Origin of the sequence: Pseudomonas sp. FJ2-5-13, from assembly GCF_029201605.1 — a bacterium.
GTDB classification, from domain to species: Bacteria; Pseudomonadota; Gammaproteobacteria; order Pseudomonadales; family Pseudomonadaceae; genus Aquipseudomonas; species Aquipseudomonas lactis.
In genome coordinates, this window is the sequence record NZ_CP104045.1 from 1,571,798 (window position 1) to 1,594,110 (window position 22,313).

At 61.4% G+C, this 22,313-nt stretch carries 20 protein-coding genes; 10 read left to right on the forward strand and 10 right to left on the reverse strand.

All coding sequences use genetic code 11. The features are described from left to right. The first annotated feature begins 7 nt into the window (after positions 1 to 7). The gene (gene pcaC, locus N2A98_RS06995; RefSeq protein ID WP_044272695.1) at positions 8 to 403 is read left to right on the forward strand and encodes a 4-carboxymuconolactone decarboxylase; all 396 of its coding nucleotides are present in this window, start codon (positions 8 to 10) and stop codon (positions 401 to 403) included. A gap of 131 nt (positions 404 to 534) precedes the next feature. Here pcaC and N2A98_RS07000 read toward each other — a convergent pair whose 3' ends face one another. Both N2A98_RS07000 and N2A98_RS07005 read right to left on the reverse strand, forming a co-directional pair. Further along, positions 535 to 1,434, reverse strand: coding sequence for a polysaccharide deacetylase family protein (locus N2A98_RS07000; protein ID WP_275623186.1), 900 nt, complete (start codon positions 1,432 to 1,434; stop codon positions 535 to 537). A gap of 82 nt (positions 1,435 to 1,516) precedes the next feature. Beyond that, positions 1,517 to 2,767, reverse strand: a complete 1,251-nt coding sequence (locus N2A98_RS07005) for an OprD family porin (protein ID WP_125969649.1) — start codon at positions 2,765 to 2,767, stop codon at positions 1,517 to 1,519. 251 nt (positions 2,768 to 3,018) lie between these two features. On the opposite strand from N2A98_RS07005, the gene N2A98_RS07010 reads away from it, so the two are divergent. Continuing rightward, positions 3,019 to 3,474, forward strand: a complete 456-nt coding sequence (locus N2A98_RS07010) for a hypothetical protein (protein WP_275623187.1) — start codon at positions 3,019 to 3,021, stop codon at positions 3,472 to 3,474. A gap of 82 nt (positions 3,475 to 3,556) precedes the next feature. Here the strand turns inward: N2A98_RS07010 and adeC are convergent, their stop codons facing one another. Genes adeC through N2A98_RS07025 form a run of 3 tightly spaced genes read right to left on the reverse strand, consistent with a single transcriptional unit; the run spans position 3,557 to position 9,324 of the window. Beyond that, positions 3,557 to 5,014, reverse strand: coding sequence for an AdeC/AdeK/OprM family multidrug efflux complex outer membrane factor (gene adeC / locus N2A98_RS07015; RefSeq protein WP_003189337.1), 1,458 nt, complete (start codon positions 5,012 to 5,014; stop codon positions 3,557 to 3,559). Further along, positions 5,011 to 8,172 (reverse strand): efflux RND transporter permease subunit, encoded by a 3,162-nt coding sequence (locus N2A98_RS07020; protein WP_003189340.1) that lies wholly within the window; start codon positions 8,170 to 8,172, stop codon positions 5,011 to 5,013. Before N2A98_RS07020 ends, adeC begins: the two co-directional genes overlap by 4 nt. A 3-nt stretch (positions 8,173 to 8,175) precedes the next feature. Further along, a complete protein-coding gene (locus N2A98_RS07025) occupies positions 8,176 to 9,324 on the reverse strand; it encodes an efflux RND transporter periplasmic adaptor subunit (RefSeq protein ID WP_034134944.1) in 1,149 nt (382 codons plus the stop codon). A 265-nt stretch (positions 9,325 to 9,589) separates the two neighbouring features. Here N2A98_RS07025 and N2A98_RS07030 point away from each other — a divergent pair, with 265 nt between their 5' ends. Next, positions 9,590 to 10,222 carry a TetR family transcriptional regulator gene (locus tag N2A98_RS07030; RefSeq protein WP_044272702.1) on the forward strand — a complete coding sequence of 211 codons (633 nt, stop codon included), beginning with the start codon at positions 9,590 to 9,592 and terminating at the stop codon, positions 10,220 to 10,222. Between the two features lie 332 nt (positions 10,223 to 10,554). On the opposite strand, the gene N2A98_RS07035 is transcribed toward N2A98_RS07030, so the two are convergent. Genes N2A98_RS07035 through N2A98_RS07045 form a run of 3 tightly spaced genes read right to left on the reverse strand, consistent with a single transcriptional unit; the run spans position 10,555 to position 13,135 of the window. After that, positions 10,555 to 11,610, reverse strand: a complete 1,056-nt coding sequence (locus tag N2A98_RS07035; protein ID WP_275623188.1) for an alkene reductase — start codon at positions 11,608 to 11,610, stop codon at positions 10,555 to 10,557. 28 nt (positions 11,611 to 11,638) lie between these two features. Beyond that, positions 11,639 to 12,805: an MFS transporter gene (locus N2A98_RS07040; protein WP_275623189.1), complete on the reverse strand. Its 1,167-nt coding sequence runs from the start codon at positions 12,803 to 12,805 to the stop codon at positions 11,639 to 11,641. 18 nt (positions 12,806 to 12,823) lie between these two features. Continuing rightward, a complete protein-coding gene (locus tag N2A98_RS07045; protein ID WP_003189349.1) occupies positions 12,824 to 13,135 on the reverse strand; it encodes a helix-turn-helix transcriptional regulator in 312 nt (103 codons plus the stop codon). Positions 13,136 to 13,290: 155 nt separating this feature from the next. Between N2A98_RS07045 and N2A98_RS07050 the strand changes: the two genes are divergently transcribed. Continuing rightward, a complete protein-coding gene (locus N2A98_RS07050) occupies positions 13,291 to 13,869 on the forward strand; it encodes an ACP phosphodiesterase (RefSeq protein WP_003189350.1) in 579 nt (192 codons plus the stop codon). 120 nt (positions 13,870 to 13,989) lie between these two features. Here the strand turns inward: N2A98_RS07050 and N2A98_RS07055 are convergent, their stop codons facing one another. Both N2A98_RS07055 and olsB read right to left on the reverse strand, forming a co-directional pair. After that, the gene (locus N2A98_RS07055) at positions 13,990 to 14,781 is read right to left on the reverse strand and encodes a lysophospholipid acyltransferase family protein (protein ID WP_078802679.1); all 792 of its coding nucleotides are present in this window, start codon (positions 14,779 to 14,781) and stop codon (positions 13,990 to 13,992) included. After that, a complete protein-coding gene (olsB, locus tag N2A98_RS07060) occupies positions 14,781 to 15,536 on the reverse strand; it encodes an L-ornithine N(alpha)-acyltransferase (RefSeq protein ID WP_044272710.1) in 756 nt (251 codons plus the stop codon). Before olsB ends, N2A98_RS07055 begins: the two co-directional genes overlap by 1 nt. 185 nt (positions 15,537 to 15,721) lie before the next feature. On the opposite strand from olsB, the gene N2A98_RS07065 reads away from it, so the two are divergent. The 6 genes from N2A98_RS07065 to N2A98_RS07090 all read left to right on the forward strand — a co-directional run bounded on the left by N2A98_RS07065 (position 15,722) and on the right by N2A98_RS07090 (position 22,284). Then, on the forward strand, positions 15,722 to 16,795 hold the full coding sequence (locus N2A98_RS07065; protein ID WP_275623592.1) for a serine hydrolase: 1,074 nt from the start codon (positions 15,722 to 15,724) through the stop codon (positions 16,793 to 16,795). After that, complete coding sequence (locus tag N2A98_RS07070; protein ID WP_275623190.1) at positions 16,792 to 17,106, forward strand: amidase; 315 nt, start codon at positions 16,792 to 16,794, stop codon at positions 17,104 to 17,106. The genes N2A98_RS07065 and N2A98_RS07070 overlap by 4 nt, the downstream gene beginning before the upstream one ends. Before the next feature lie 257 nt (positions 17,107 to 17,363). Beyond that, entirely contained in the window at positions 17,364 to 18,542 is a 1,179-nt protein-coding gene (locus tag N2A98_RS07075; RefSeq protein WP_275623191.1) for a M20 aminoacylase family protein, read from the forward strand. A gap of 168 nt (positions 18,543 to 18,710) precedes the next feature. Continuing rightward, on the forward strand, positions 18,711 to 20,021 hold the full coding sequence (locus N2A98_RS07080) for a citrate-proton symporter (protein WP_032893098.1): 1,311 nt from the start codon (positions 18,711 to 18,713) through the stop codon (positions 20,019 to 20,021). After that, a complete protein-coding gene (locus tag N2A98_RS07085; protein WP_275623192.1) occupies positions 20,018 to 21,460 on the forward strand; it encodes an amidase in 1,443 nt (480 codons plus the stop codon). Before N2A98_RS07080 ends, N2A98_RS07085 begins: the two co-directional genes overlap by 4 nt. 65 nt (positions 21,461 to 21,525) lie before the next feature. Then, positions 21,526 to 22,284: a helix-turn-helix domain-containing protein gene (locus N2A98_RS07090; RefSeq protein ID WP_034134951.1), complete on the forward strand. Its 759-nt coding sequence runs from the start codon at positions 21,526 to 21,528 to the stop codon at positions 22,282 to 22,284. Positions 22,285 to 22,313: the final 29 nt, after the last annotated feature.

Sequence of the window (22,313 nt, forward strand, 5' to 3'; positions counted from 1 at the left end):
GCTATTTGTGGACGAGAAACAACGTTACGCCGAGGGCCTGCAGGTGCGCCGCGAAGTACTGGGCGATGCCCACGTCGACCGCAGCCTCAATGCCCTGACCGAGTTCAACAGCGAGTTCCAGGAAATGATCACCCGCCACGCCTGGGGTGACATCTGGACCCGCCCAGGCCTGCCTCGGCATACCCGCAGCCTGATCACCATCGCGATGCTGATCGGCATGAACCGCAGTGAAGAACTGAAACTGCACCTGCGCGCTGCCGCCAGCAACGGCGTGACCCGCGCCGAGATCAAGGAAGTGCTGATGCAGAGTGCGATCTATTGCGGGATCCCGGCAGCGAATGCGACGTTTCACTTGGCTGAGTCAGTGTGGGATGAGTTGGGTGTGGAGTCTCGCGAGACCTGAGTTGGAATACGATCTAAATGTGGGAGCGGGCTTGCTCGCGAATGCGGTGGGCCAGCCACACATCTGTGGACTGGCCCACCGCATTCGCGAGCAAGCCCGCTCCCACAGGGGGTCTCCACCTGACTCAGGTATCAGTGGGAATCACCATCCCACACCCAATTCCACACCCCCGGCAGATGCACCGGCGCGTTCACATCCTTGACCGTACGGGCCAGCGCTGCACGTTCCAGCGCGGCGTGGTCGGTATAGAACGGCTCTGCCGCTGTCTTCAAACCGTTGACCCGCGCGCTGTCCATCAGGATCTGCAAGTACTCCTGCATATGCCGCGCGGTGTAGCGGTTGATGTCATGGAAGGTCACCACCACCGGGATCACGCCCTCCACCGTCGGTAGCTCACCCAAGGCGATGCGCTCGCGCACCACCGACAGTTGCCGATACAGGTTGGCCCGCCGACGCGGGCTGGCGTTGAAACCCCAGATCTTGCCGTCATTGGCACTCAAATCCGTCAGCAGTACCTGCATGCCGTGGCGTTGATAGGCGGCGAAGGTGCGCTTGTCGTAGTTCCAGAAGGGCGGGCGTACCAGCACGGGTGGGGCGCCCGTGATGGCGGCAATGTCTGCGGCGCCTTCGGTAAGGGTGTGTTCCAGCGTGGCGTCATTCAACCAACGATGATTGGTGTGAAACGCGGTGGCGGTGTGGAAGGCCAGGACGTGACCGGCGGCGTGTTCACGCTCCATGGTCTTGCGCCCCCGGGAACTGCCGCCTGAGCGAGCGGCCTCGGTCTGCAGGAAAAACACCGCCTTGATCCCCGGCAGCACCGGATTATTGGCCAGGTCGGCCACTACCGAGCGGCTCGGGTTGTTGTAGCCGGAGGCGCTAGGGCCGTCATCGAAGGTCAGCAGAAAGCGGATTGGCGCCTGGGTTTGCAGGCGCTGTTCGGTTTGAGGCGTCAGGGCGATGGGCGCGCTGATACAGCCCCCCAGGCTCAAGGCCAGGGCAAACAGTGCGATTGCTGTAGCGAAGGATTTCATGCCGTGCAGGGCCCGAGTAAAGGCCGCTGCTGGGGGGATCAGCAGCGGCAGGCGCGCACCATACAGTAAGTGCTATACCGGGTTACAGCAGACTGATCGGATAGCTGACGATCAACCGGTTCTCATCGAACTCGTTGTTGCTGTAATCCCTGCGCATGCTGGAATTGCGCCAGCGCACGTTGAGGTTTTTCAGGGTGCCGCTCTGCACCGTATAGCCCAGTTCGGTCTCGCGGCCCCACTCCTTGCCGTCGGTGATGGTGCCGGTATGCACGTTGCTGCCGCTGATATAGCGGTTCATCAACGTCAGGCCCGGTACGCCGAGGGCGGCGAAGTTGTAGTCGTGGCGAACCTGCCAGGATTTTTCCTGCGCGTTGTCGTAGCTGGAGTTGTAGCTGTCGTTGGCCAGGGTGCCGCCGCTGGTGCCGTTGACGCGCATCCAGGCACTGTCGCCGGTGAGTTTTTGCAGGCCGACGTAGAAGGTGTTGCCGCCGTACCTGGCTGAGAACAAACCGGACCAGGTTTTGTTGTCCAGGTCTCCGGCGCGAGCGCTGCCGTCTTCCTTGCCGTAAAAGAAGCCCAGGTTGGCGCCCAGGGTCCAGTCGCCTACGGGCTGGCTGTGGATCAGGTTGACGAACTGCTGGCTGTAGATGTCCTTGAGCTGGGCATTCCACACGCCGACTTGGGTGCGTTTGTCGTTGAATGCGTATTCGGCGCCCTGGAAATTGAAGCGGTCGGAGGTGAAGGCGGTTTTGCCGACCATCGACATGTCGCTCATGCTGCCGTCGTCCCGCGGGCTGTTGGCGCGGAATTGGCCGCCATAGAGGGTCAGGCCGTCGATTTCCTTGGAGGTTATCTGCCCGCCACGCAGGGTCTGCGGCAGGGAGCGACCATCGTCGGAGCGCAGGATCGGCAGCACCGGCATCCATTCGCCCACCTTCAGCTCGGTCTTGGAAAAGCGCGCCTTGAATGCCACGCCCAGCCGGCCAAACTCATCGGCTGGCCGGCCGTCATGGTCCAGCGGCAGCAACTGCGTGCCGCCCGTGCCACGGCCGCCATCGAGCTTGAGCGAGTACAAGCCCAGCACGTCCACACCAAAACCAACTGTGCCCTGGGTGAAACCGGACTTGGCGTCGAGGATGAAACTTTGTGTCCACTCCTGCGCGCCACCCTGGGCTTTGGTCGGGTTGGTGAAGTTGCGGTTGAAGAAGAAGTTACGCAGGTTGAGGTTGGCGCTGGCGTCTTCGAGAAAGCCGTGCTCCTGGGCGAAAACGGGCAGGGCAGAACTGGCGACAGCAGCCGCCAGCAACAGCTGGCGCGGTTGGAAAGTGCTCATGGTGTGGACCTGTTGTTATTGGGTTTATGCAGGTGGCGGCCATGGTGCGCGGCGGTGCGGGGGCGATGAAAGTGGGGGAGGGCGGGTTGTGGGCGATGATCGAACGTAATTGTGAGGCGCCCGACTCGTCAGCTTCCGGCGCGCAGGGTTAGCTGTCTACTGTCAGGGTTAACAGTAGATCTTCTGATTTCATACGCCTATTTTCGAAAAGGCTGACAGTATCTTTTTTACGTGATCAGGGAGTGAATTTCATGAGCTTTGGATCAGATAGGGGTGAGTTTTTAACGTCCTCAAATACGTTCAGGGCGGAATTGATCAGGACGGTGCCAATTCAATTCGATAGTTTTGAGTTGAGCTACATCGAGGGTCACCATTTGCGAATTCGGTTGGGAGTCGAAGGCAACCCTGGCTCGAAAAACGAACTGACCCTTGAGGCAGACGGTGATGGAAAAGAGCGTGCGTTCAAGCTGAAGGAGAATATGACTTACATTATCGGGCCTGGAGAAGGCCTTATCCGTGCCACATTTGGGCTTGAAAGCGATGTCGAGTATTCCCCGCAAGAGTATTGGGGCAATTTGAGCGTCAAAAGCATTTCCAGCGATGGGTCTGGCGAGACCTCGATCCATGCCAGTTTTTCATTCGGTTGGACGACGGATGATGGCAAGGACATGGAGGTCAGATGCTCTAAGCTTGAGATCCATACATGAACTTATTTTGATAATGATTAAAACGGCATGACATAAAAAAACCGCTTCCGGTAAGGGAAGCGGTTTTTTCACACCTGCGCTATCAGAACAACTTCAACGGCGGTGCTTGTTCTTTCAACGGCTCGTTCTTCGCGGTCTGCTCGTTCCAGCCACCGCCGAGGGCCTTGTACAGGTTGACCTCGCTGGTGAGCTGCGCCAGGCGGTCGGTGATCAGCGATTGCTGGGCACTGAACAGTTGGCGCTGGGCATCGAGGAAGGTCAGGTTGCTGTCGACACCAATGCGGTAGCGACGCTCGGCCAGGCGGTAGTAATCCTGGTTAGCCTCGACGAAGCCGCGCTGGGCATCCAGTTGCTGCTTGTAGGTCGCACGCGCGGCGAGGCCGTCGGAGACTTCCTGGAAGCCGGTCTGGATGGCCTTCTCGTAGTTGGCCACGTTGATCTCTTTCTGGATCTTCGAGTAGTCCAGGCTTGCGCGCAGGCTACCGGCGTTGAAGATCGGGATGTTGATCTGCGGGGCAAACGCCCAGGTCCCCGAACCACCTTTGAACAGGCCGCCCAGGGTAGGGCTGGCGGTACCGGCGCTGGCGGTCAGGCTGATGCTCGGGAAGAACGCCGCACGGGCCGCGCCGATATTGGCGTTGGCCGCCTTGAGGTTGTACTCGGCCTGCACGATGTCGGGACGACGTTGCAGCAGGTCCGATGGCAACCCGGCCGGCACTTCGCTGAGCAAGTCATCGGACAACGGCTTACTGGCGATATTGGCCGGCAGGCCGGTGCCCAGCAGCAGGGTCAGGCTGTTTTCGTCCTGGGCCACCTGGCGGGTGTAACGCGCCAGTTGCACACGGGCGTTTTCCACCGAGGTGCGTGCCTGGCTGAGGTCGAGGGCTGAGGCCACGCCGACTTCATTGCTGCGCGAGGTGAGCTTGTAGCTTTGCTCGAACGCGGCCAGGGTGTCCTGGGTCAGCTTGAGCAGCTCCTTGTCGGCCTGCCAGGTCAGGTAGGCATTCGCCACGCTGGCCACCAGGCTGATTTGGGTGCTGCGGCGCGCTTCTTCAGTGGCGAAGTACTTTTGCAGCGCTTCTTCACTGAGGCTGCGAACGCGGCCGAACAGGTCCAGCTCATACGAACTGATGCCAAGGCCCGCCGAGTACTGGCTGGCGATGGTCGATTCGCCGGTCTGCGACAGCTTGGCCGGGGTACGCGAACGGCTGCCGTTACCGGTGGCCGATACCGCCGGGAACAGGTCGGCACGCTGGATCTGGTATTGCGCTGCATAGGCGTCGATGTTCAGCGCCGCGACACGCAGGTCACGGTTGTTCACCAACGCAGTCTGGATCAATTGCTGCAGGGCAGGGTCATGGAAAAACTGCTTCCAACCTTGCTCGGCAGCGGCCTGGCTCGGCGCCTGGGCCGACGAATACGCCGGCCCCTGCGGGAACTGCGCGGCCACCGGCGCTTCGGGACGCTGATAGTCAGGTATCAGCGAGCAGCCACTGAGCACGAATGCGGTGACGGCTAGGGAAAGTAGCGACTTGCTCATTGGCCAGCCTCTTTAGGAGTTTCAGTAGTGTCTTTCTTTTTGCGTTCGCCAGCGGCGGACACGGTTGCGTAGAACAGTGGCACCCAGAAGATCGCCAGCACAGTGGCCGTGATCATACCGCCGATAACGCCGGTACCGATTGCGTGCTGGCTGCCTGAACCGGCGCCGGTGGAGATTGCCAGCGGCAATACGCCGAGCATGAACGCCAACGAGGTCATGATGATCGGGCGCAGACGCATGCGGGATGCTTCGATAGCCGCCTCGACGATGCCTTTGCCTTGCTCATGCAGTTCCTTGGCGAATTCCACGATGAGGATGGCGTTTTTCGCCGCCAGGCCCACCGTCACCAACAGGCCCACCTGGAAGAACACGTCGTTGGACAAGCCGCGCATGCTGGTGGCAATCAGTGCACCGATCACACCCAGAGGTACAACCAGAATCACCGCGATCGGGATCGACCAGCTTTCGTACAGTGCCGCCAGGCACAAGAACACGACCAGCAGCGACAGTGCGTACAGTGCTGGCGCCTGGGAACCGGAAAGGCGTTCTTCGTACGACAGGCCTGTCCAGGCGTAACCGACACCGGCCGGCAGTTCTTTGGCGATGCGTTCGACTTCGGCCATCGCATCACCGGTACTGTAGCCCGGTGCCGGGGTACCGAGGATTTCCATCGCCGCTACACCGTTGTATCGCGAAAGCTTGGGCGAACCGTAGATCCACTGGCCCGACGAGATGGCCGACAGCGGCACCATTTTCCCGTCGTTGCTGCGCACGTACCATTTGTCCAGGTCTTCGGGCGACATGCGGCTGGCGGCGTCACCTTGTACATACACCTTCTTCACGCGACCACGGTCGATGAAGTCGTTGATGTAGCTACCACCCAAGGCAATGGCCAGGGTCTGCTGGATATCCGCGAGGCTGATGCCCTGGGCACTGGCCTTCTCGTCGTCAACGGTCAGCTCGTACTGCGGCTCGTCGTTCACGCCGTTAGGACGTACGCCGGCCAACACCTTGCTCTGTGCTGCCGCGCCCAGGAACTGGTTACGTGCAGCCATCAGCTTGTCGTGGCCGACGCCACCCTGGTCTTGCAGGAACACGTCAAAACCGGTGGCGTTACCCAGCTCCAGTACCGAAGGTGGCACGATGGCAAATACCATGGCGTCCTTGAAGGCCCCGAAGAAGTAACCCTGGGCACGCTTGGCCACTTCGAACACCGATTGGGTCGAGTCACGCTCATCCCACGGTTTGAGCATCACGAACGCGAGACCCGAGCTCTGGCCACGGCCAGCAAAGTTGAAGCCGTTCACGGTAAACACCGACTTCACCGCCTTGCCTTCGCCTGGCTCGCCTTCCTTGTCGTTCAGCAGGAAGGCGCGCATGTCGTCGACGACTTTTTGCGTGCGCTCAGCCGAAGCACCAACCGGTGTCTGCACCTGGGCGAAGATCACACCCTGGTCTTCCTCAGGCAGGAACGCGCTTGGAATACGGGTGAACATCCAGATCATGCCGACCAGGATCAGCGCATACACCAGGAACGCAGGGATCTTGTGCTTGATCATGCCGCCCACGCCGCGCTCGTACTTGAGTACGCCACGGTCGAAGGTGCGGTTGAACCAGCCGAAGAAGCCGCGCTTGGGTTGGCCGTGTTTTTCCGGATCAATCGGCTTGAGCATGGTGGCGCACAACGCCGGGGTGAAGATCAGGGCAACCAGTACCGACAACGCCATCGCCGAAACAATGGTGATGGAGAACTGCCGGTAGATCACACCGGTGGAACCACCGAAGAACGCCATCGGCAGCAGTACCGCCGAGAGCACCAGGGCAATACCCACCAGGGCGCCCTGGATCTGGCCCATGGACTTGATCGTTGCTTCCTTGGGCGACAGGTGTTCCTCTGCCATTACCCGTTCGACGTTTTCCACCACAACGATGGCATCGTCCACCAGCAAGCCGATGGCCAGGATCATGCCGAACATGGTCAGGGTGTTGATGGTGAAGCCGCACGCCGCCAGGATCCCGAAGGTACCCAGCAATACCACCGGTACGGTCATGGTGGTGATGATGGTGGCACGGAAGTTCTGCAGGAACAGGAACATCACCAGGAACACCAGCACGATCGCTTCGACCAGGGTGTGAACCACACCGGAGATCGATTCGGTCACGACCGGGGTGGTGTCATAGGGCACCACCGCCTTCATGCCAGGCGGGAAGAACGGCTCCAGGGACTTGACTGTTTCGCGGATGGCCTTGCCGGTGTCCAGTGCGTTGGCACCGGCCGCCAGCTTGATCGCCATACCCGAAGCCGGCTTGCCGTTGAACTGTGCACTGATGCTGTAGTTCTGGCCGCCCAGTTCGATACGCGCGACATCACCCAGGCGAACCTGGGAGCCGTCGGTGTTCACCTTCATCAGGATCTTGGCGAATTCTTCGGTGCTTTGCAGACGCGTCTTGCCGATGATCGTGGCGTTCAGCTGGGTGCCAGGCAGGGCAGGCAGGCCGCCCAATTGGCCGGTGGCCACCTGCACGTTCTGAGCCTTGATGGCATTGCTGACGTCCACTGGCGTGAGCTGGTAGTTGTTCAGCTTGGCCGGGTCGAGCCAGATACGCATGGCGTACTGCGAACCGAACACCTGGAAGTCACCCACCCCCGCGGTACGGGAGATCGGGTCCTGGATGTTGGACACGATGTAGTTGGAGAGGTCGTCCTTGGTCATGCTGCCGTCTTCCGACACCAGACCGATCACCATCAGGAAGTTCTTCACCGACTTGGTCACACGGATACCCTGTTGCTGCACTTCTTGGGGCAGCAGTGGGGTGGCCAGGTTCAGCTTGTTCTGTACCTGAACCTGGGCGATATCCGGGTTGGTACCCTGGTTGAACGTCACGGTGATGGTCATGCTGCCGTCGGAGTTACTGTCCGAGGAGACATAACGCAGGTTGTCGATACCGTTGAGCTGTTGCTCGATGACCTGCACCACGGTGTCCTGCACGGTTTGTGCGGACGCGCCTGGGTAGGTCACCTGGATATCAATGGCCGTTGGCGCAATGGCCGGGTATTGGTTGATGGGCAACTTCAGGATCGAGAGTGCCCCGACCAGCATGATCACCAGGGCAATTACCCAGGCGAAAATGGGACGGTCGATAAAAAATTTCGACATGGATTACTCCCCTTGACCAGCAGCGGCAGCAGGCGCTGCAGCGGTACCGGCGGGTTTGGCGTTGGAGGCTTCCGTGACCTTAACCTCGGCGCCTGGCTTGACGTACTGCAAGCCTTCGGTGATGACGCGATCACCGGCATTGAGGCCTTTTTCCACCAGCCAGTAGGCACCGGCGGTACGGTTGGCAACCAGTTCGCGTTGCTCGACCTTGTTGTCCTTGTTCACGATCAGCGCCGTTGGAATGCCGCGCAGGTCGCGGGTCACGCCTTGCTGCGGCGCCAGGATGGCCTTGCTGTTCACACCGGCCAGCAGCTGGGCGTGCACGAACATGCCCGGCAGCAGCACGTGGTCAGGGTTGGGGAACACGGCACGCAGGGTCACGGAACCGGTGGTCTGGTCGACCGACACTTCGGAGAACTCGAGCTTGCCGTCCTGGGCGTAGGCCGTGCCATCTTCCAGGGTCAGCTTGACCTTGGCGGCGTTTTCGCCGGCCTTCTCCAGCTGGCCGCTTTCCAGGTCGCGGCGCAGTTTCAGCATTTCAGCCGAGGACTGCGTGACGTCGACGTAGATCGGGTCCAGTTGCTGAATCACGGCCATGGCATCGGCCTGGCCATTGCTGACCAGTGCGCCTTCGGTCACCGAAGAACGACCAATGCGCCCGGAGATCGGTGCAAACACTTTGGTGTAGCGCACGTTGATCTGGGCGGTTTGAACGTTTGCTTCGGCGGTCATGCGGTTAGCGACGGCAGTGTCGTATTCCTGACGGCTGACGGCCTGTTCATCAACCAACTGCTTGTAGCGGTCGCTGATGGACTTGGTCTGGGACAGGCTGGCTTGTGCGCTTTTCAGGGTGGCCTCATACACCGACGGGTCGATCTGGTAGAGCTGTTGCCCTTCCTTTACGTCGGCGCCTTCCTTGAACAGGCGCTTGAGAATGATGCCGTTGACCTGCGGCCGAACTTCCGCAATGCGGAAGGCCGTGGTGCGGCCAGGCAGCTCGGTGGTCAGGGTATAGGCTTGCGGTTGAATGGTGACCACGCCGACCTGAGGGGTTTGAGCGGGCGGTGCCGCTTCTTCCTTTTTACATCCGCTGAGCAGCGATGCCAGGGCGACGGCAGTGACCAGAGCGGTAACAGCTGGCTTAAGTTGCATGAAGATCCTCGGGTCAGGCGCGCAGAGTGCGCACAAGAAGTGTGGAAGGGTAAAAAACAAGCCGTGAGTGGATAAGTAGCTTGCTACGCAATATACTTACGTTCATGGTTGTTTGTAAACTCTTGACAGGCTTCGCGCAATGCTGACAAAGCACCGCCGCAAGCCTCGATTCTAGTACGTTCGGCGCCCATGACGGCGTCGTCCCACAATTATTCAGATGACGGTCAAGTACCGTCCACAGTGTCCCGATTGAGGTTTTACTGCCATGGTTCGTCGCACCAAAGAGGAAGCTCAGGAAACGCGCAGCCAGATTCTCCAAGCCGCCGAGCAAGCCTTTTATGAGCGTGGTGTGGCGCGCACCACCCTGGCGGACATCGCCGCGTTGGCGGGCGTCACGCGTGGGGCTATCTATTGGCATTTCAGCAATAAGTCCGATTTGCTCCAGGCCTTGCTCGACACGCTGCACGAACCCCTGGACGAATTGGCCCGGGCGAGTGAAAGCGAGGATGAAGTCGACCCGCTGGGCTGTATGCGCAAGCTGATGATTCATCTCTACCATGAAGTGGCCCTGGACCCGAAAACCCGGCGCATCAACGAGATTCTGTTTCATAAGTGCGAGTTCACCGATGAAATGTGCGACATGCGCCGCCAACGCCAGACCCATAGCCTGGAATGCAACCTGCGTATCAGCCTGACGTTGCGTAACGCGGTCAATCGCGGGCAACTGCCTGAAAATCTCGACACCACCCGTGGGGCTGTCTGCATACATGCCTTTATCCACGGTTTGATCGGCCAGTGGCTGCTGGTCCCCGATAGCTTTGAACTGCATCAGGACGCCGAGCGCTGGGCTGATATAGGGCTGGACATGCTGCGCCTGAGCCCCAGCCTGCGCAATTGAAACAAAATGCGTAATTGCAACCCGTTGTGTCAACAGTAAAGCCTAAAGACGGTCAATCGTCCTTCTGCCTGATTTGTGGGGTGACTTTATATACGGCATGGCGGGCGGTTGATAGGTAGCCGGCTAAGTATTTTGTAGCGATATTGTTGCGGTTCTGTGAAGCGATGTTTCCAACAAGCACAAATGTGGGAGAGAACTTGCTCCTGACACTGTAGGAGCGAGCTTGCTCGCGAAAAACTAACAGACGCCGCGTTCATTCAGGAAGCGCGCGTTATCGTTGACGTTTTTCGCGAGCAAGCTCGCTCCTACAGTATTGGGTTTTGCGGGTTGCGTTAGATCGGCAGCGTCGGGTAGTCGATATAACCCACTGGGCCTTTACCGTAGAAGCTCTCCGGGTGCGGCTCGTTCAACGGCGCATCGGCCTTCAGTCGCGCCGGCAGGTCCGGGTTGGCGATGAAGGGAATACCGAAGGCCACTGCGTCCGCCTTGCCCGCCGCCAGCCAGGCATTGGCGCTGTCTTTGGTGAAGCGCTCGTTGGCGATGTACGCACCGCCGAAGGCTTTTTTCAGCTGTGGGCCAAGGCTGTCCGCGCCTTCTTTTTCGCGCGAGCAGATAAAGGCGATGCCGCGCTTGCCCAGTTCGCTGGCGACGTAGGTGAAGGTCTCGGCGAGGTTGTCGTCGCCCATGTCATGCGCATCAGCACGCGGTGCCAGGTGCACGCCCACGCGGCCGGCGCCCCAGACTTCGATGGCGGCGTCGGTGACTTCCAGCAACAGGCGCGCACGGTTTTCCAGGGAGCCACCGTACTGGTCGGTGCGTTGGTTGGTGCTGCTTTGCAGGAACTGGTCGAGCAGGTAGCCGTTGGCGCCGTGGATTTCCACGCCGTCGAAACCGGCAGCCTTGGCGTTCTCGGCGCCGGTGCGGTAAGCGTCGACGATGTCGGCGATTTCAGCGGTTTCCAGGGCGCGCGGGGTAGGGTAGTCGGCCAGCGGGCGAACCAGGCTGACGTGGCCTTTAGCCTGGACTGCACTCGGGGCCACCGGGGTTTCGCCGTTCAGGTAGGACGCGTGGGAGATGCGGCCCACATGCCACAACTGCAAGAAGATCTTGCCGCCCGCGCCATGCACGGCCTTGGTGATGTTGGCCCAGCCGCGCACCTGGTCGTTGGACCAGATGCCGGGGGTGTCCGGGTAGCCCACGCCCATCGGTGTCACGGAAGTGGCTTCGCTGAGGATCAGCCCGGCGGAGGCGCGTTGCACGTAGTACTCGGCCATCAGCGCATTGGGCACGCGCCCGGCATCCGCGCGGCAGCGGGTCAGCGGCGCCATGATGATGCGGTTCGACAGCTGCACGTCGCCCAGTGTGATCGGATCGAAAATAGTCGTCATGGAAAAAACACCTTCTCTTTTAAGTTGATCAGTGGGTCGCGGGGGCCAGGTCGGCATTGCCGCCCTGACGGAAAGTGATCAGGGTCACCAGCAGCGCGAGAATCGCCAGTGCGGCGGCCGCCAGCGGCACGCTGGTCAGGCCGAAGCCGTGGGCAATCACGCTGCCGCCGACCCAGGCGCCGAGGGCGTTGCCAATGTTGAAGGCGCCGATGTTCAAGGTGGACACCAGGTTCGGCGCGGCCTTGCCGAAGGTCACCACGTTGATTTGCAGCGCCGGCACGGCGGCGAACGAGGCGGTGGCCCACAGGAACAGGGTGATCTCGGTTGGGATCACCGCAACGCTGGTCCAGCTCAGCAGCGTGGACACCACCGCCATGCTGATGAACACGCCGATCAAGGTAGCCGCCAGGCGCTTGTCTGCCAGTTTGCCGCCGATGATGTTGCCCACGGTGAGGCCCAGGCCGATCAGCAGCAGGGTCCAGGTCACGCCTTTGGGCGACACGCCAGTGACATCGCCCAGCAGCGGTGCGACGTAGGTAAAGAGGGTGAACATGGACGCGGCAAACAGCGCAGTCATGCTCAGCGACAACCAGATACCGGCACCCCTGAGGGCGGCCAGTTCGGCGCGCATGTCGAGTTTTTCTTCGTCACGCTTGGCGGGCAAAAAGCGAATCAGGCCGATCAAGGCGATCACGCCAATCACGGTCACGGCCCAGAAGGTCGAGCGCCAGCCGGCTTCCTGGCCCAGCGCCGTACCCAGGGGTACGCCCAGCACGTTGGCCAGGGTCAACCCGGTGAACATCAACGCCACCGCCGATGCACGCTTGTTGGCCGGCACCAGGTTGGCCGCCACCACTGAACCAATCCCGAAGAAGGCACCGTGGCACAACGCCGTGACCACACGGGCAAACATCAGCACGTTGTAGTCGCTTGCCAGGGCACAGAGCAGGTTGCCGATAATGAAAATACCCATCAACGCTACCAGCGCCGCCTTGCGTGGCAGCTTGGCGGTGGCCAGTGCCATGAACGGTGCGCCGATGGCCACGCCCAGGGCGTAGCCGGTCACCAGCCAGCCGGCGCCGGGAATCGACACACCCAGGTCCGCCGCCACATCGGGCAGCAAGCCCATGATGACGAACTCGGTGGTGCCGATGGCGAAGGCGCTCAGGGCCAGTATGAGTAGCGAGAGGGGCATGGGGTGTGTCCTTGGTGATTACGGTGCGCTGAGTTCGGTGATGAGCGCCGTGAGAAAGGCTTGGATCACCTCCTCGTTGCGCTTGAAAAAGTGCCACTGCCCGGCCTTCTGGCTGCTGATCAACCCCGCCCGTTGCAAGGTGGCCAGGTGGGCCGACACGGTCGACTGGGACAAGCCGCAGCGCTGGTCGATCTGCCCGGCGCAGATGCCGTATTCGTGGTTGTGCAATTGCTCGGGGAACTGCACTTTCGGGTCTTTGAGCCAGGTGAGGATGTCTCGTCGTACTGGGTGCGCCAGGGCTTTTATTATTTCGTCGAGGTCGATGGACATGGCAGGGTGCTCGGTGTCGTAAAGCGTTATATCGCGATGAGGCGAACTTTAAATCGTCATATCCCGATATACCAATATAATTTTGATCTGAGGCCAGAGCGAATCGGTATATCGGGTTATAACGATATGTAGGTGGCAGTGGTAGACTGCGCGGCATGAATTATCTCGCACATCTGCATCTGGGCGGCCAACTTCCTGCACAACTGCTGGGCAGCCTCTATGGCGACTTCGTCAAAGGCCGCCTGCAGGGCCAGTTCAGCCCGCAAATCGAAGCGGCGATCCAGCTGCATCGCTCCATCGACCGGTTCACCGACAGCCACCCCTTGGTGGGGGAGGCGTTGTCGCGTTTCAGCCAGACCCGCAGGCGCTATGCCGGCATCGTCCTCGATGTGTTTTTTGACCATTGCCTGGCGCGCGACTGGGCGCTGTATGCCGACCAACCCCTGGAGCGTTTCACGTCGCAGGTGTATCGGGTGTTGGCGGCCGAACCCGCGTTGCCGGGGCGGCTGGCGCAGATTGCGCCGTATATGGCAGCGGATGATTGGTTGGGCTCGTACCGCGAGTTTGCGGTGATGGACCAGGTGCTGCGCGGGATTTCGCGGCGGCTGACACAGCCCGAGGAATTGGGGTATGCGATGCAGGAGTTGCGGGTTTTGTATGAGCCGCTGAGTGAGGACTTTCGACTGTTCTACCCAGAGTTGCAGAAGTTTGCACAATCTCAACTGACTACATGAGATCTGAATGTGGGAGCTGGCTTGCCTGCGATAGCGGCCTACCTGTTGAGAATGCTGTGGCTGACCCACCGCCATCGCAGGCAAGCCAGCTCCCACATTTTAGAGGGTGTTCACATTGCTTCAGGCGGCGAATGCTGGCCGAGCAGCCACTTGCTCAGTCTCCGGCACCGGCCCGAACAACGCCTTCTGCACCGCCTGCTGCGCCTGATACGCCAACGCCGCACGTTCCTGTCCAGCGCAGGCAATCGGCTTGAGCACATGAATCTCTACATCGCCGCGGTCATTGGAAAACAAGCGCATCAGGTGCGAGAGCAAATCATCATCGCCAATAAAGGGCGCCAGCGGGTCGACTTGGCCTTCGCGCAGATACCGAATCGCCACTGGCTGCAGTGACACATCCGCATCGATCGCGCTGGCCAGCAAGCGCCCGTGAAACGTGCGCAGGCCGCGCCCGTCGGTGGTGGTGCCTTCGGGGAACATCAGCAAGGGGTGCTGTTGCTCCAGATGACGGGTCATCTGCTTGCGGATCAACTGGCTGTCACCTGAACCGCGACGAATAAACAGGCTGCCCGCCTTGGCCGCCAGCCAGCCCGCCACCGGCCAGGTACGCACCTCGGCCTTGGACAAAAACGACATCGGCGCCACCATGCCCAGCAACGGGATGTCCGTCCAGGACACGTGATTGCTCACCCACAGCATCGGCGTTTGCGGCAACTCGCCATGCACCGTCACGCGAAAGGGCAGGGCGTTGGTCAGTCGCGCCATAAAGAAGCGCGACCAACGCTGGCGCCGCACCATCGAGTTAGCCACCCCCAGGCGCTCGAACAGGCCAAATACACTGGCCATGCTCAACCCCAGCGCCACCACCAACAACACGCGGGCGATGCGCCCGTAAATGCGCAGGCGGTTCATCACATGGCCGCCTTGAAGTGGCGCGCGTAGCGCGGGCACAACTCGTCGCGCTTGAGCAGGATAAACACGTCGGCCACTTGGAAGTCTTCATCCCAGCACGGCTCACCGCAGATCTTCGCGCCCAGGCGCATGTAGGCCTTGAGCAGCGGCGGCATTTCGGCGATGACGTTGGACGGCAAGTCCAGGGCCGGCAGCGGTTTTTTTGGTTCGGCGCGCAGGTGTTCGTTGCACAGGTAGCGCTCGCGCAAGCGCTGCATGATCGCGTGGGCCTGGATGCCGCCGTCGTGCATCGGGATGCTCGCGCAGCCCATCAGGTAGCTGTAGCCACCTTGGTTGAGCACTTCGGCCAACTCGCCCCAGAGCACCGCAATGGTGCCGCCGTTGCGGTAGGCCGGGTCGACGCAGGTACGGCCGATTTCCAGGATCGGGCCCTGCAAGTGCAGCAGGCCATGCAGGCTGAATTCTTCTTCGCTGTAGAACCGGCCCAGTGTGCTGGCGGCCTGGTGGTCGAGCAGACGGGTGGTGGCGACAAGTCGACCGCTGTTCAAATCCCGCACGCCGATATGGCTGCAGTGAACATCATAGTCATCCATGTCCAGACCCAGTTCCGCGCCTTTCAGCTTGGCGTTGAATTCGCCGCTGAACACGTTGAACCGCAGGGCCTGGGCTTCCTGCAATGCCTTCGCGCCTACCAGGCGTTCGGCTTGCAGACGGCGTTCATTGCCTTTGTCGCTGATGCGGGCGATCTGAGTCATAGCGAGTCTCCGGGTGCCGGCCAGGTTGCGGCCAGTCGACTTTGTTGTCCAAAGTCAGGCTATGTAGCCTCGGTGTCAGCTCCATGAAGTTACGGTGACGGTTGGATGACAGGCCCCTTGTCGCAAATCTGTCACTGGCGTGGGCTAGGCTCGCGGGCTTGAATGCCCCCCTTGAGTTCGTGTCCATGGTCCGAGGCCTGTTGTGCGTTGCCCTGCTGTTTGTCACCCTTAATGCCCGCGCTGAAGTCTGGCCTGAAGAGGAATGGGCCATGGGCACGCTTCTCGCCGGTCCCGCTGTCGATGCCCTGGACGCCTACGCTTTCCCACCCCGTGACGATGCCACCCGCAACGGTATTCGCACCGATGCGTTGCTGGTCATTCGTGACGGCCAAATCATCTATGAACGCTACGCCGCGCCCACCACTGCCAGCACGCCGCACCTCACCTGGTCCGTCAGCAAAAGCCTGATGGCTACCGTGCTGGGCGTGGCCTATGGGCAAGGCCGCTTCAAACTCAGCGACCCCGCTGCACGTTTCTACCCGCCGATGAAACAGCATCCCAAGGTGAGCATGGCCGACCTGCTGCACTGGGCCTCGGGGTTGGATTGGCAGGAAGACTACGAATACGCCCCGTTGAAATCCTCGGTGGTGGCGATGCTCTACACCCGTGGCCACACCGACATGGCGCAATTCGCAGCGGATACCGAGGCCACCGCCGCCCCTGGCCAGGCTTTCCGTTATTCCAGTGGCGACAGCACTATCCTGTCCGCCGCACTCAAGGGCATGCTCGGCCACAAGGCCTACATGACCTACCCGTGGGACGCGCTGTTCCAGCCCCTGGGCATTCGCGACGCAACCTGGGAAACCGATGCCGATGAGACGTTTGTCGCATCATCCTATGCCTACCTCACGGCCCGCGATCTGGCACGAGTTGGGCTACTGATGGCGCGGGATGGGCGCTGGGGCGAGCGGCAACTGCTGCCCAAGGACTGGGTTGCCTTCAACCGCCGGCCCTTCGACCACGACAAAGCCGGCCAGGATGAAGCCGTGCCAGGCGGCCATTGGTGGCTCAACACCGGCGCCCCTCAACCCTGGCCCGACGCACCGGCCACCACCTTCGCCGCGCTGGGACACTGGGGCCAGGCGCTGTTTGTGTTGCCTGACGAACACCTGGTGATCGTGCGCTACGGCGATGATCGCGATGGCAGTTACCGGCATAACGAACTGCTCAAACGCGTGCTGGCGGCGGTGCGCTCATGATCCGTCGTCATCCATTTATCAGCGTTTTACTGGTGTTGTTTATCGCACTCTTGGGCTGGGTTTGGCATGAACGCGTCAACCTGCAAGCCTTCCCCGACATCATCGCGGCGTACACCGCCAAGGAGTACTGCTCGTGCCGGTATGTGGCCAACAACCCGGCGCAGTATTGCCTCGGGTATGTGAAGCAGTACGTGCCCATCAGTGCGTTTATCGATAAGCCGGAACGCAGTGAAGTGACGGCGAGTGGGTTGGGGCGTACGCATACAGCGCGATGGATGGGCAACCGCCAAGGCTGCCGCCTGACTCCCTGACACCCCCATCACCCCTGTGGGAGCGGGCTTGCTCGCGAATGCGGTGGGTCAATCAACACATGGATTGGCTGGTATTGCGCATTCGCGAGCAAGCCCGCTCCCACATTTGCATCCTCTGCATGGGCTTTCGGAAAAAGAGCCAGCCCTGAGGTTCCACAGAGTGGAACCACCTTTGATTGTCCTCACGCCCACATCGCGCTTAGCTGTCGATGTGTCGCCAACAAGAACGGGACCACCCGCCTGTGAGGAGAATCACCATGCGCCCGCACCAGCACATCCTGGATTGGCTCAGCGACGTTGCCAGCGACTTGCACGCTGTACGTCACGATATCCATGCCCATCCCGAACTCGGCTTTGAAGAGAACCGCACTTCAGCGTTGGTCGCACAGTCACTTAAAGAGTGGGGTTACGAGGTGCACACCGGCATCGGCAAGACCGGTGTGGTCGGTGTGCTGCGCAATGGCAACAGCTCGCGCACGTTGGGGATTCGTGCCGATATGGACGCCTTGCCCATCATCGAAAATACCGGCGCGGCCTATACCAGCCAGCACGCCGGCTGCATGCATGCCTGCGGCCATGACGGCCACACCACCATGTTGCTCGGCGCCGCGCGTTACTTGGCGGCGACGCGGCAATTCGACGGTACCTTGAACCTGATTTTTCAACCCGCCGAAGAAGGCCAGGGCGGCGCCGAGGCGATGTTGGCGGACGGTTTGCTGGAACGTTTTCCCTGTGATGGGCTGTTCGGCATGCACAATATGCCGGGCTTGCCGGCGGGGCATCTGGGCTTGAGAGTGGGGCCGATGATGGCCTCTCAGGATCTGCTTACCGTGACGCTTGAAGGCGTAGGTGGCCACGGCTCGATGCCGCATTTGACCGTGGACCCGCTGGTGGCGGCGGCGAGCATGGTCATGGCCTTGCAGACGGTGGTGGCGCGCAATATCGACACCCAGGAAGCCGCCGTGGTCACGGTCGGCGCCTTGCAAGCGGGGCAAGCCGCCAATGTGATTCCCCAGCAAGCCCTGCTGCGCCTGAGCCTGCGCGCACTTAACTCCAAGGTACGCGAACAGATGCTGGAGCGGGTCAACGCAATCATCCAGACCCAGGCCGCCAGCTTCGGCTGCACGGTGCAGATCGAACACCGCCCGGCCTACCCGGTACTGGTCAACCACGCCGAAGAAACCAAATTCGCCCGCCAGGTCGGCGTGGCCTTGCTCGGTGCCGACGCCGTGGATGGCAACACCCGCACGCTGATGGGCAGCGAAGACTTCGCCTGGATGCTGCAACGCTGCCCCGGCAGTTACCTGTTTATCGGCAACGGCGTGTCGCGGCCGATGGTGCACAACCCCGCCTATGACTTCAACGACGACATCCTGCTGACCGGCGCCGCCTATTGGGGCGCGCTGGCCGAGAGCTGGCTCAAGCCAGCCGGCTAACCCAAACCCTTGTAGGAGCGAGCTTGCTCGCGAAAAACCCACAGGCGACACGTGCTCCCTGATAGCGCTGCGTCATCGTTGACGACCTTCGCGAGCAAGCTCGCTCCTACAGCAACGTCTTTTCTGCCGCTGGACCCTTTCCCTTATCGGTTGAATGGAGTGCTCCTCATGCAGACTGCAAAACCTGGTGTCTCGCGCACTCGCCAAGTGGTGGCGGCCGTGATCGGCAACGCGTTGGAGTGGTATGACTTTATCGTCTACGGCTTTCTGGCCAGCATCATCGCCCGGCAGTTCTTTCCCTCGGAGGACGAGTACGCCTCGCTGCTGATGGCGCTGGCCACCTTCGGCGTGGGCTTTTTCATGCGCCCGGTGGGCGGCATCCTGTTGGGCATCTACTCTGATCGCAAAGGCCGCAAGGCGGCGATGCAGTTGATTATCCGGCTGATGACCGTGTCCATCGCGCTGATCGCCTTCGCGCCGAACTATGCCGCCATCGGCATGGGCGCGCCGTTGCTGATCGTGGTGGCGCGCATGCTCCAGGGCTTTGCCACTGGCGGTGAGTACGCGAGCGCCACGGCATTTCTGGTAGAGAGCGCGCCAGCCCATCGCAAGGGCTTGTATGGCTCCTGGCAATTGGTAGGGCAGTGCCTGGCGGTGTTCGGCGGGGCCGCGATGGTGGCGCTGGTCACGCATTTCTTTTCGCCTGAGACCCTCGACCTGTGGGGCTGGCGCCTGCCGTTTGTGCTGGGTTTGTTGATCGGCCCGGTGGGGTTGTGGATTCGTCGGCACATGGAAGACCCGGAAGAATTCATCGAAGCGCGCAAGCAAGCCACCGGCCCGGCGCCGAGCCTGATGCAAGTGCTGCGTGAGCATCGGCGCAGTATTTTGGTGTCGATGGGGCTGGCGTGCGGCGCGACGGTGTCGTTCTACGTGGTGCTGGTGAACATGCCGACCTTCGCCCACAAGAACCTCGGCCTGCCGCTGGACCAGGTGTTGATGGTGCAGATGTTTGCGGTGGCGCTGATGACCGTGGTGATCCCCTTGTCCGGCCTGCTCTCGGATCGGTTGGGGCGGCGACCGGTGTTGATGGCCTTCACCCTGGCGTTCTTCGTGATGGTCTACCCCTTGTATGTGTGGGTGGCCGCCGCGCCGTCCATTGAGCGCTTGCTGGTGATGCAGGTGATGTTGTGCACCGCGATTGGCGGGTTCTTCGGGCCAGCGCCGACGGCATTGGCCGAGCAGTTCCCCATTGAGGTGCGCTCCACCGGCGTGTCGGTGGCCTATAACGTGGCGGTGATGGTGTTCGGTGGTTTCGCGCCGTTGATCGTGACCTGGCTGAGCAAAGTGCTGGGCACACCGGTGGCGCCCTCGTTTTATGTATTGTTTGCGTGCGTGCTGACGCTGCTGGGCACTTACTGCATGCGCGAGGCCCCCCGGGCGAGCAAGCCGTTGCCGTTTTCCAGAGAGGTGAAGCCTTGAGTATTGTTGATTGGGATGCCACTGAGCTGTCGCGGGCCATTCATGGGCGGCAGGTGTCGTGCGAGGAAGTGATGCAGGCGTACCTGGCGCAGATCCAGCGCTTTAACCCCGGCGTGAATGCGCTGGTGTCGTTGCGCGACAGCGAGGCCGTGCTGGCCGAGGCGAGGGCCTGCGATCGTGAGTTGGACCAGGGCCACTCCCGTGGCTGGATGCATGGGATGCCCCAGGCCATCAAGGACCTGGCGGCCACCCAGGGCTTGCGCACCACCTTGGGCTCGCCGCTGTTCGCCGAGCATGTGCCGGGAGAAGACGCCATCAGCGTGGCGCGGGTGCGGGCCAGTGGCGCGATCATCATCGGCAAGACCAACGTGCCGGAGTTCGGCCTGGGCTCCCACACCTACAACACGCTGTTCGGCACCACCGGCAATGCCTATGACCCAAGCCTGGCGGCGGGTGGCAGCAGTGGCGGGGCGGCGGTGGCCTTGGCGCTGCGTATGCTGCCGGTGGCCGACGGCAGCGACATGATGGGCTCGCTGCGCAACCCGGCGGCGTTCAATAACGTGTTCGGCTTGCGCCCCTCCCAAGGGCGGGTGCCCCACGGGCCGATGCCGGAGCTGTTCGTGCAGCAACTGGGCACCGAAGGCCCGATGGGGCGCAGCGTCACGGATGTGGCGCGGTTGCTGAGCATCCAGGCCGGTTACGACCCCCGCACGCCGCTGTCCTCCCAGGCTGATCCGGCGGTGCTGGGCCAGCCGTTGCAGCGTGACTTCACGGGCGCGCGCCTGGGTTGGCTGGGGGACTACAACGGTTATCTGCCGATGGATGATGGCGTGATGAGCCTGTGCGAAGCGGCGCTGGAAGATTTCGCCAGCCTGGGCTGTGAAGTGCACAGTTGCCAACCCGATTTTTCCATGGCGCGCCTGTGGCGCTGCTGGTTGGTACACCGCCATTGGCTGGTGCACGGCAACCTCGGCGCGGCCTACGCCAACCCGCAAAAACGCGCACTGCTCAAACCCGAAGCCCAATGGGAAGTGGAGGGCGGCCAGGGTTTGAGCGCCCAGCAGGTGTACCAGGCGTCGGTAGACCGCAGTGAGTGGTACCGTGCTTTGGGCAAGTTGTTTGAACGTTACGATTTCCTGCTGTTGCCCACCGCTCAGGTGTTCCCTTTCGATGCACAACAGCCTTGGCCACGCGTCGTTGGCGGGCGTGAAATGGACACTTATCACCGCTGGATGGAAGTGGTGATCGGCCCGACCCTCGCCGGTTTGCCGAGCATGAGCATCCCCGTGGGCTTCAACCCCCAGGGCCTGCCCATGGGCCTGCAAATCATTGGCCCGGCCCAGGCCGACAGGGCCGTGCTGCAATTGGCCTACGCCCATGAACAACTGACCCAATGGGTACAACGCCGGCCGCCGGCGTGCCTTGCAACGACCCGCTGAGCGCTGAACGGGCCTGTATCTTGCTGTGAAAAAAAGATCATCCACCGGCTACAGGGAGATCGAACATGGAGACAGGCACCGTACGCTCGGTTGAGCGCGCACTGGCAATCGTCGAGTTGCTGGGCGAGCACCAGGCCCTGGGGCTGGAAGAGCTGCACTACCTCACGCGTCTGCCCAAGGCCACGGTGTCGCGCATGTTGCTGACCTTGCAGGAGCAGGGTTGGGTCTATCGGGGCCTAAGTGATCGACGTTACCGCCTGCGTGCCCGGCGCTTGTTCGGCGATACCCAGCAACGCTTCAAGCGCCAGGTGGTGGAGAGCGCCGCGCCCTGGTTGCTGGAACTGAGCGAGCGCACCGGGCTGGTGGTGGATTTGTCGTGCTTTGATGGCGAACGCCTGGAAGTCATGGAGAGTGCGATTCCCAGCGTGTTGCGCAAGCTGTACCCGAACAACTGTCAGATCGTCGGCCAGTACGCCAGCCTGTTCCACTCGGCGATGGGCAAGGCCTGCCTGACGCAATTGCCGGCCGAAGAAGTACAGCGCCTGGCAGGCCGTAATCATGTGGCGGCAGACGAGCACTATCGCGCATGCGAGCAAACCCAGCACCAGGGCTTTGGCCAGCGTACCGAGGGCTATTGGGAATATCCTGTGCGTTTGCCGTTCCTGATCCGGGCGGTGGCGCTGCCGGTGCGCGCCAATGGTCGCCTGGTGGGGAGCATGGCGTTGCATTGGCCGATGCATCAGGCGCCAGTGGAGCGTGTGTTGAATTTGCATATGGGCAGCCTTGAAGAAACGATCTGCGAAGTGCAGCGAGCGCTGGTTTGATAGTCACCGCCGAATAAATGTGGGAGCGG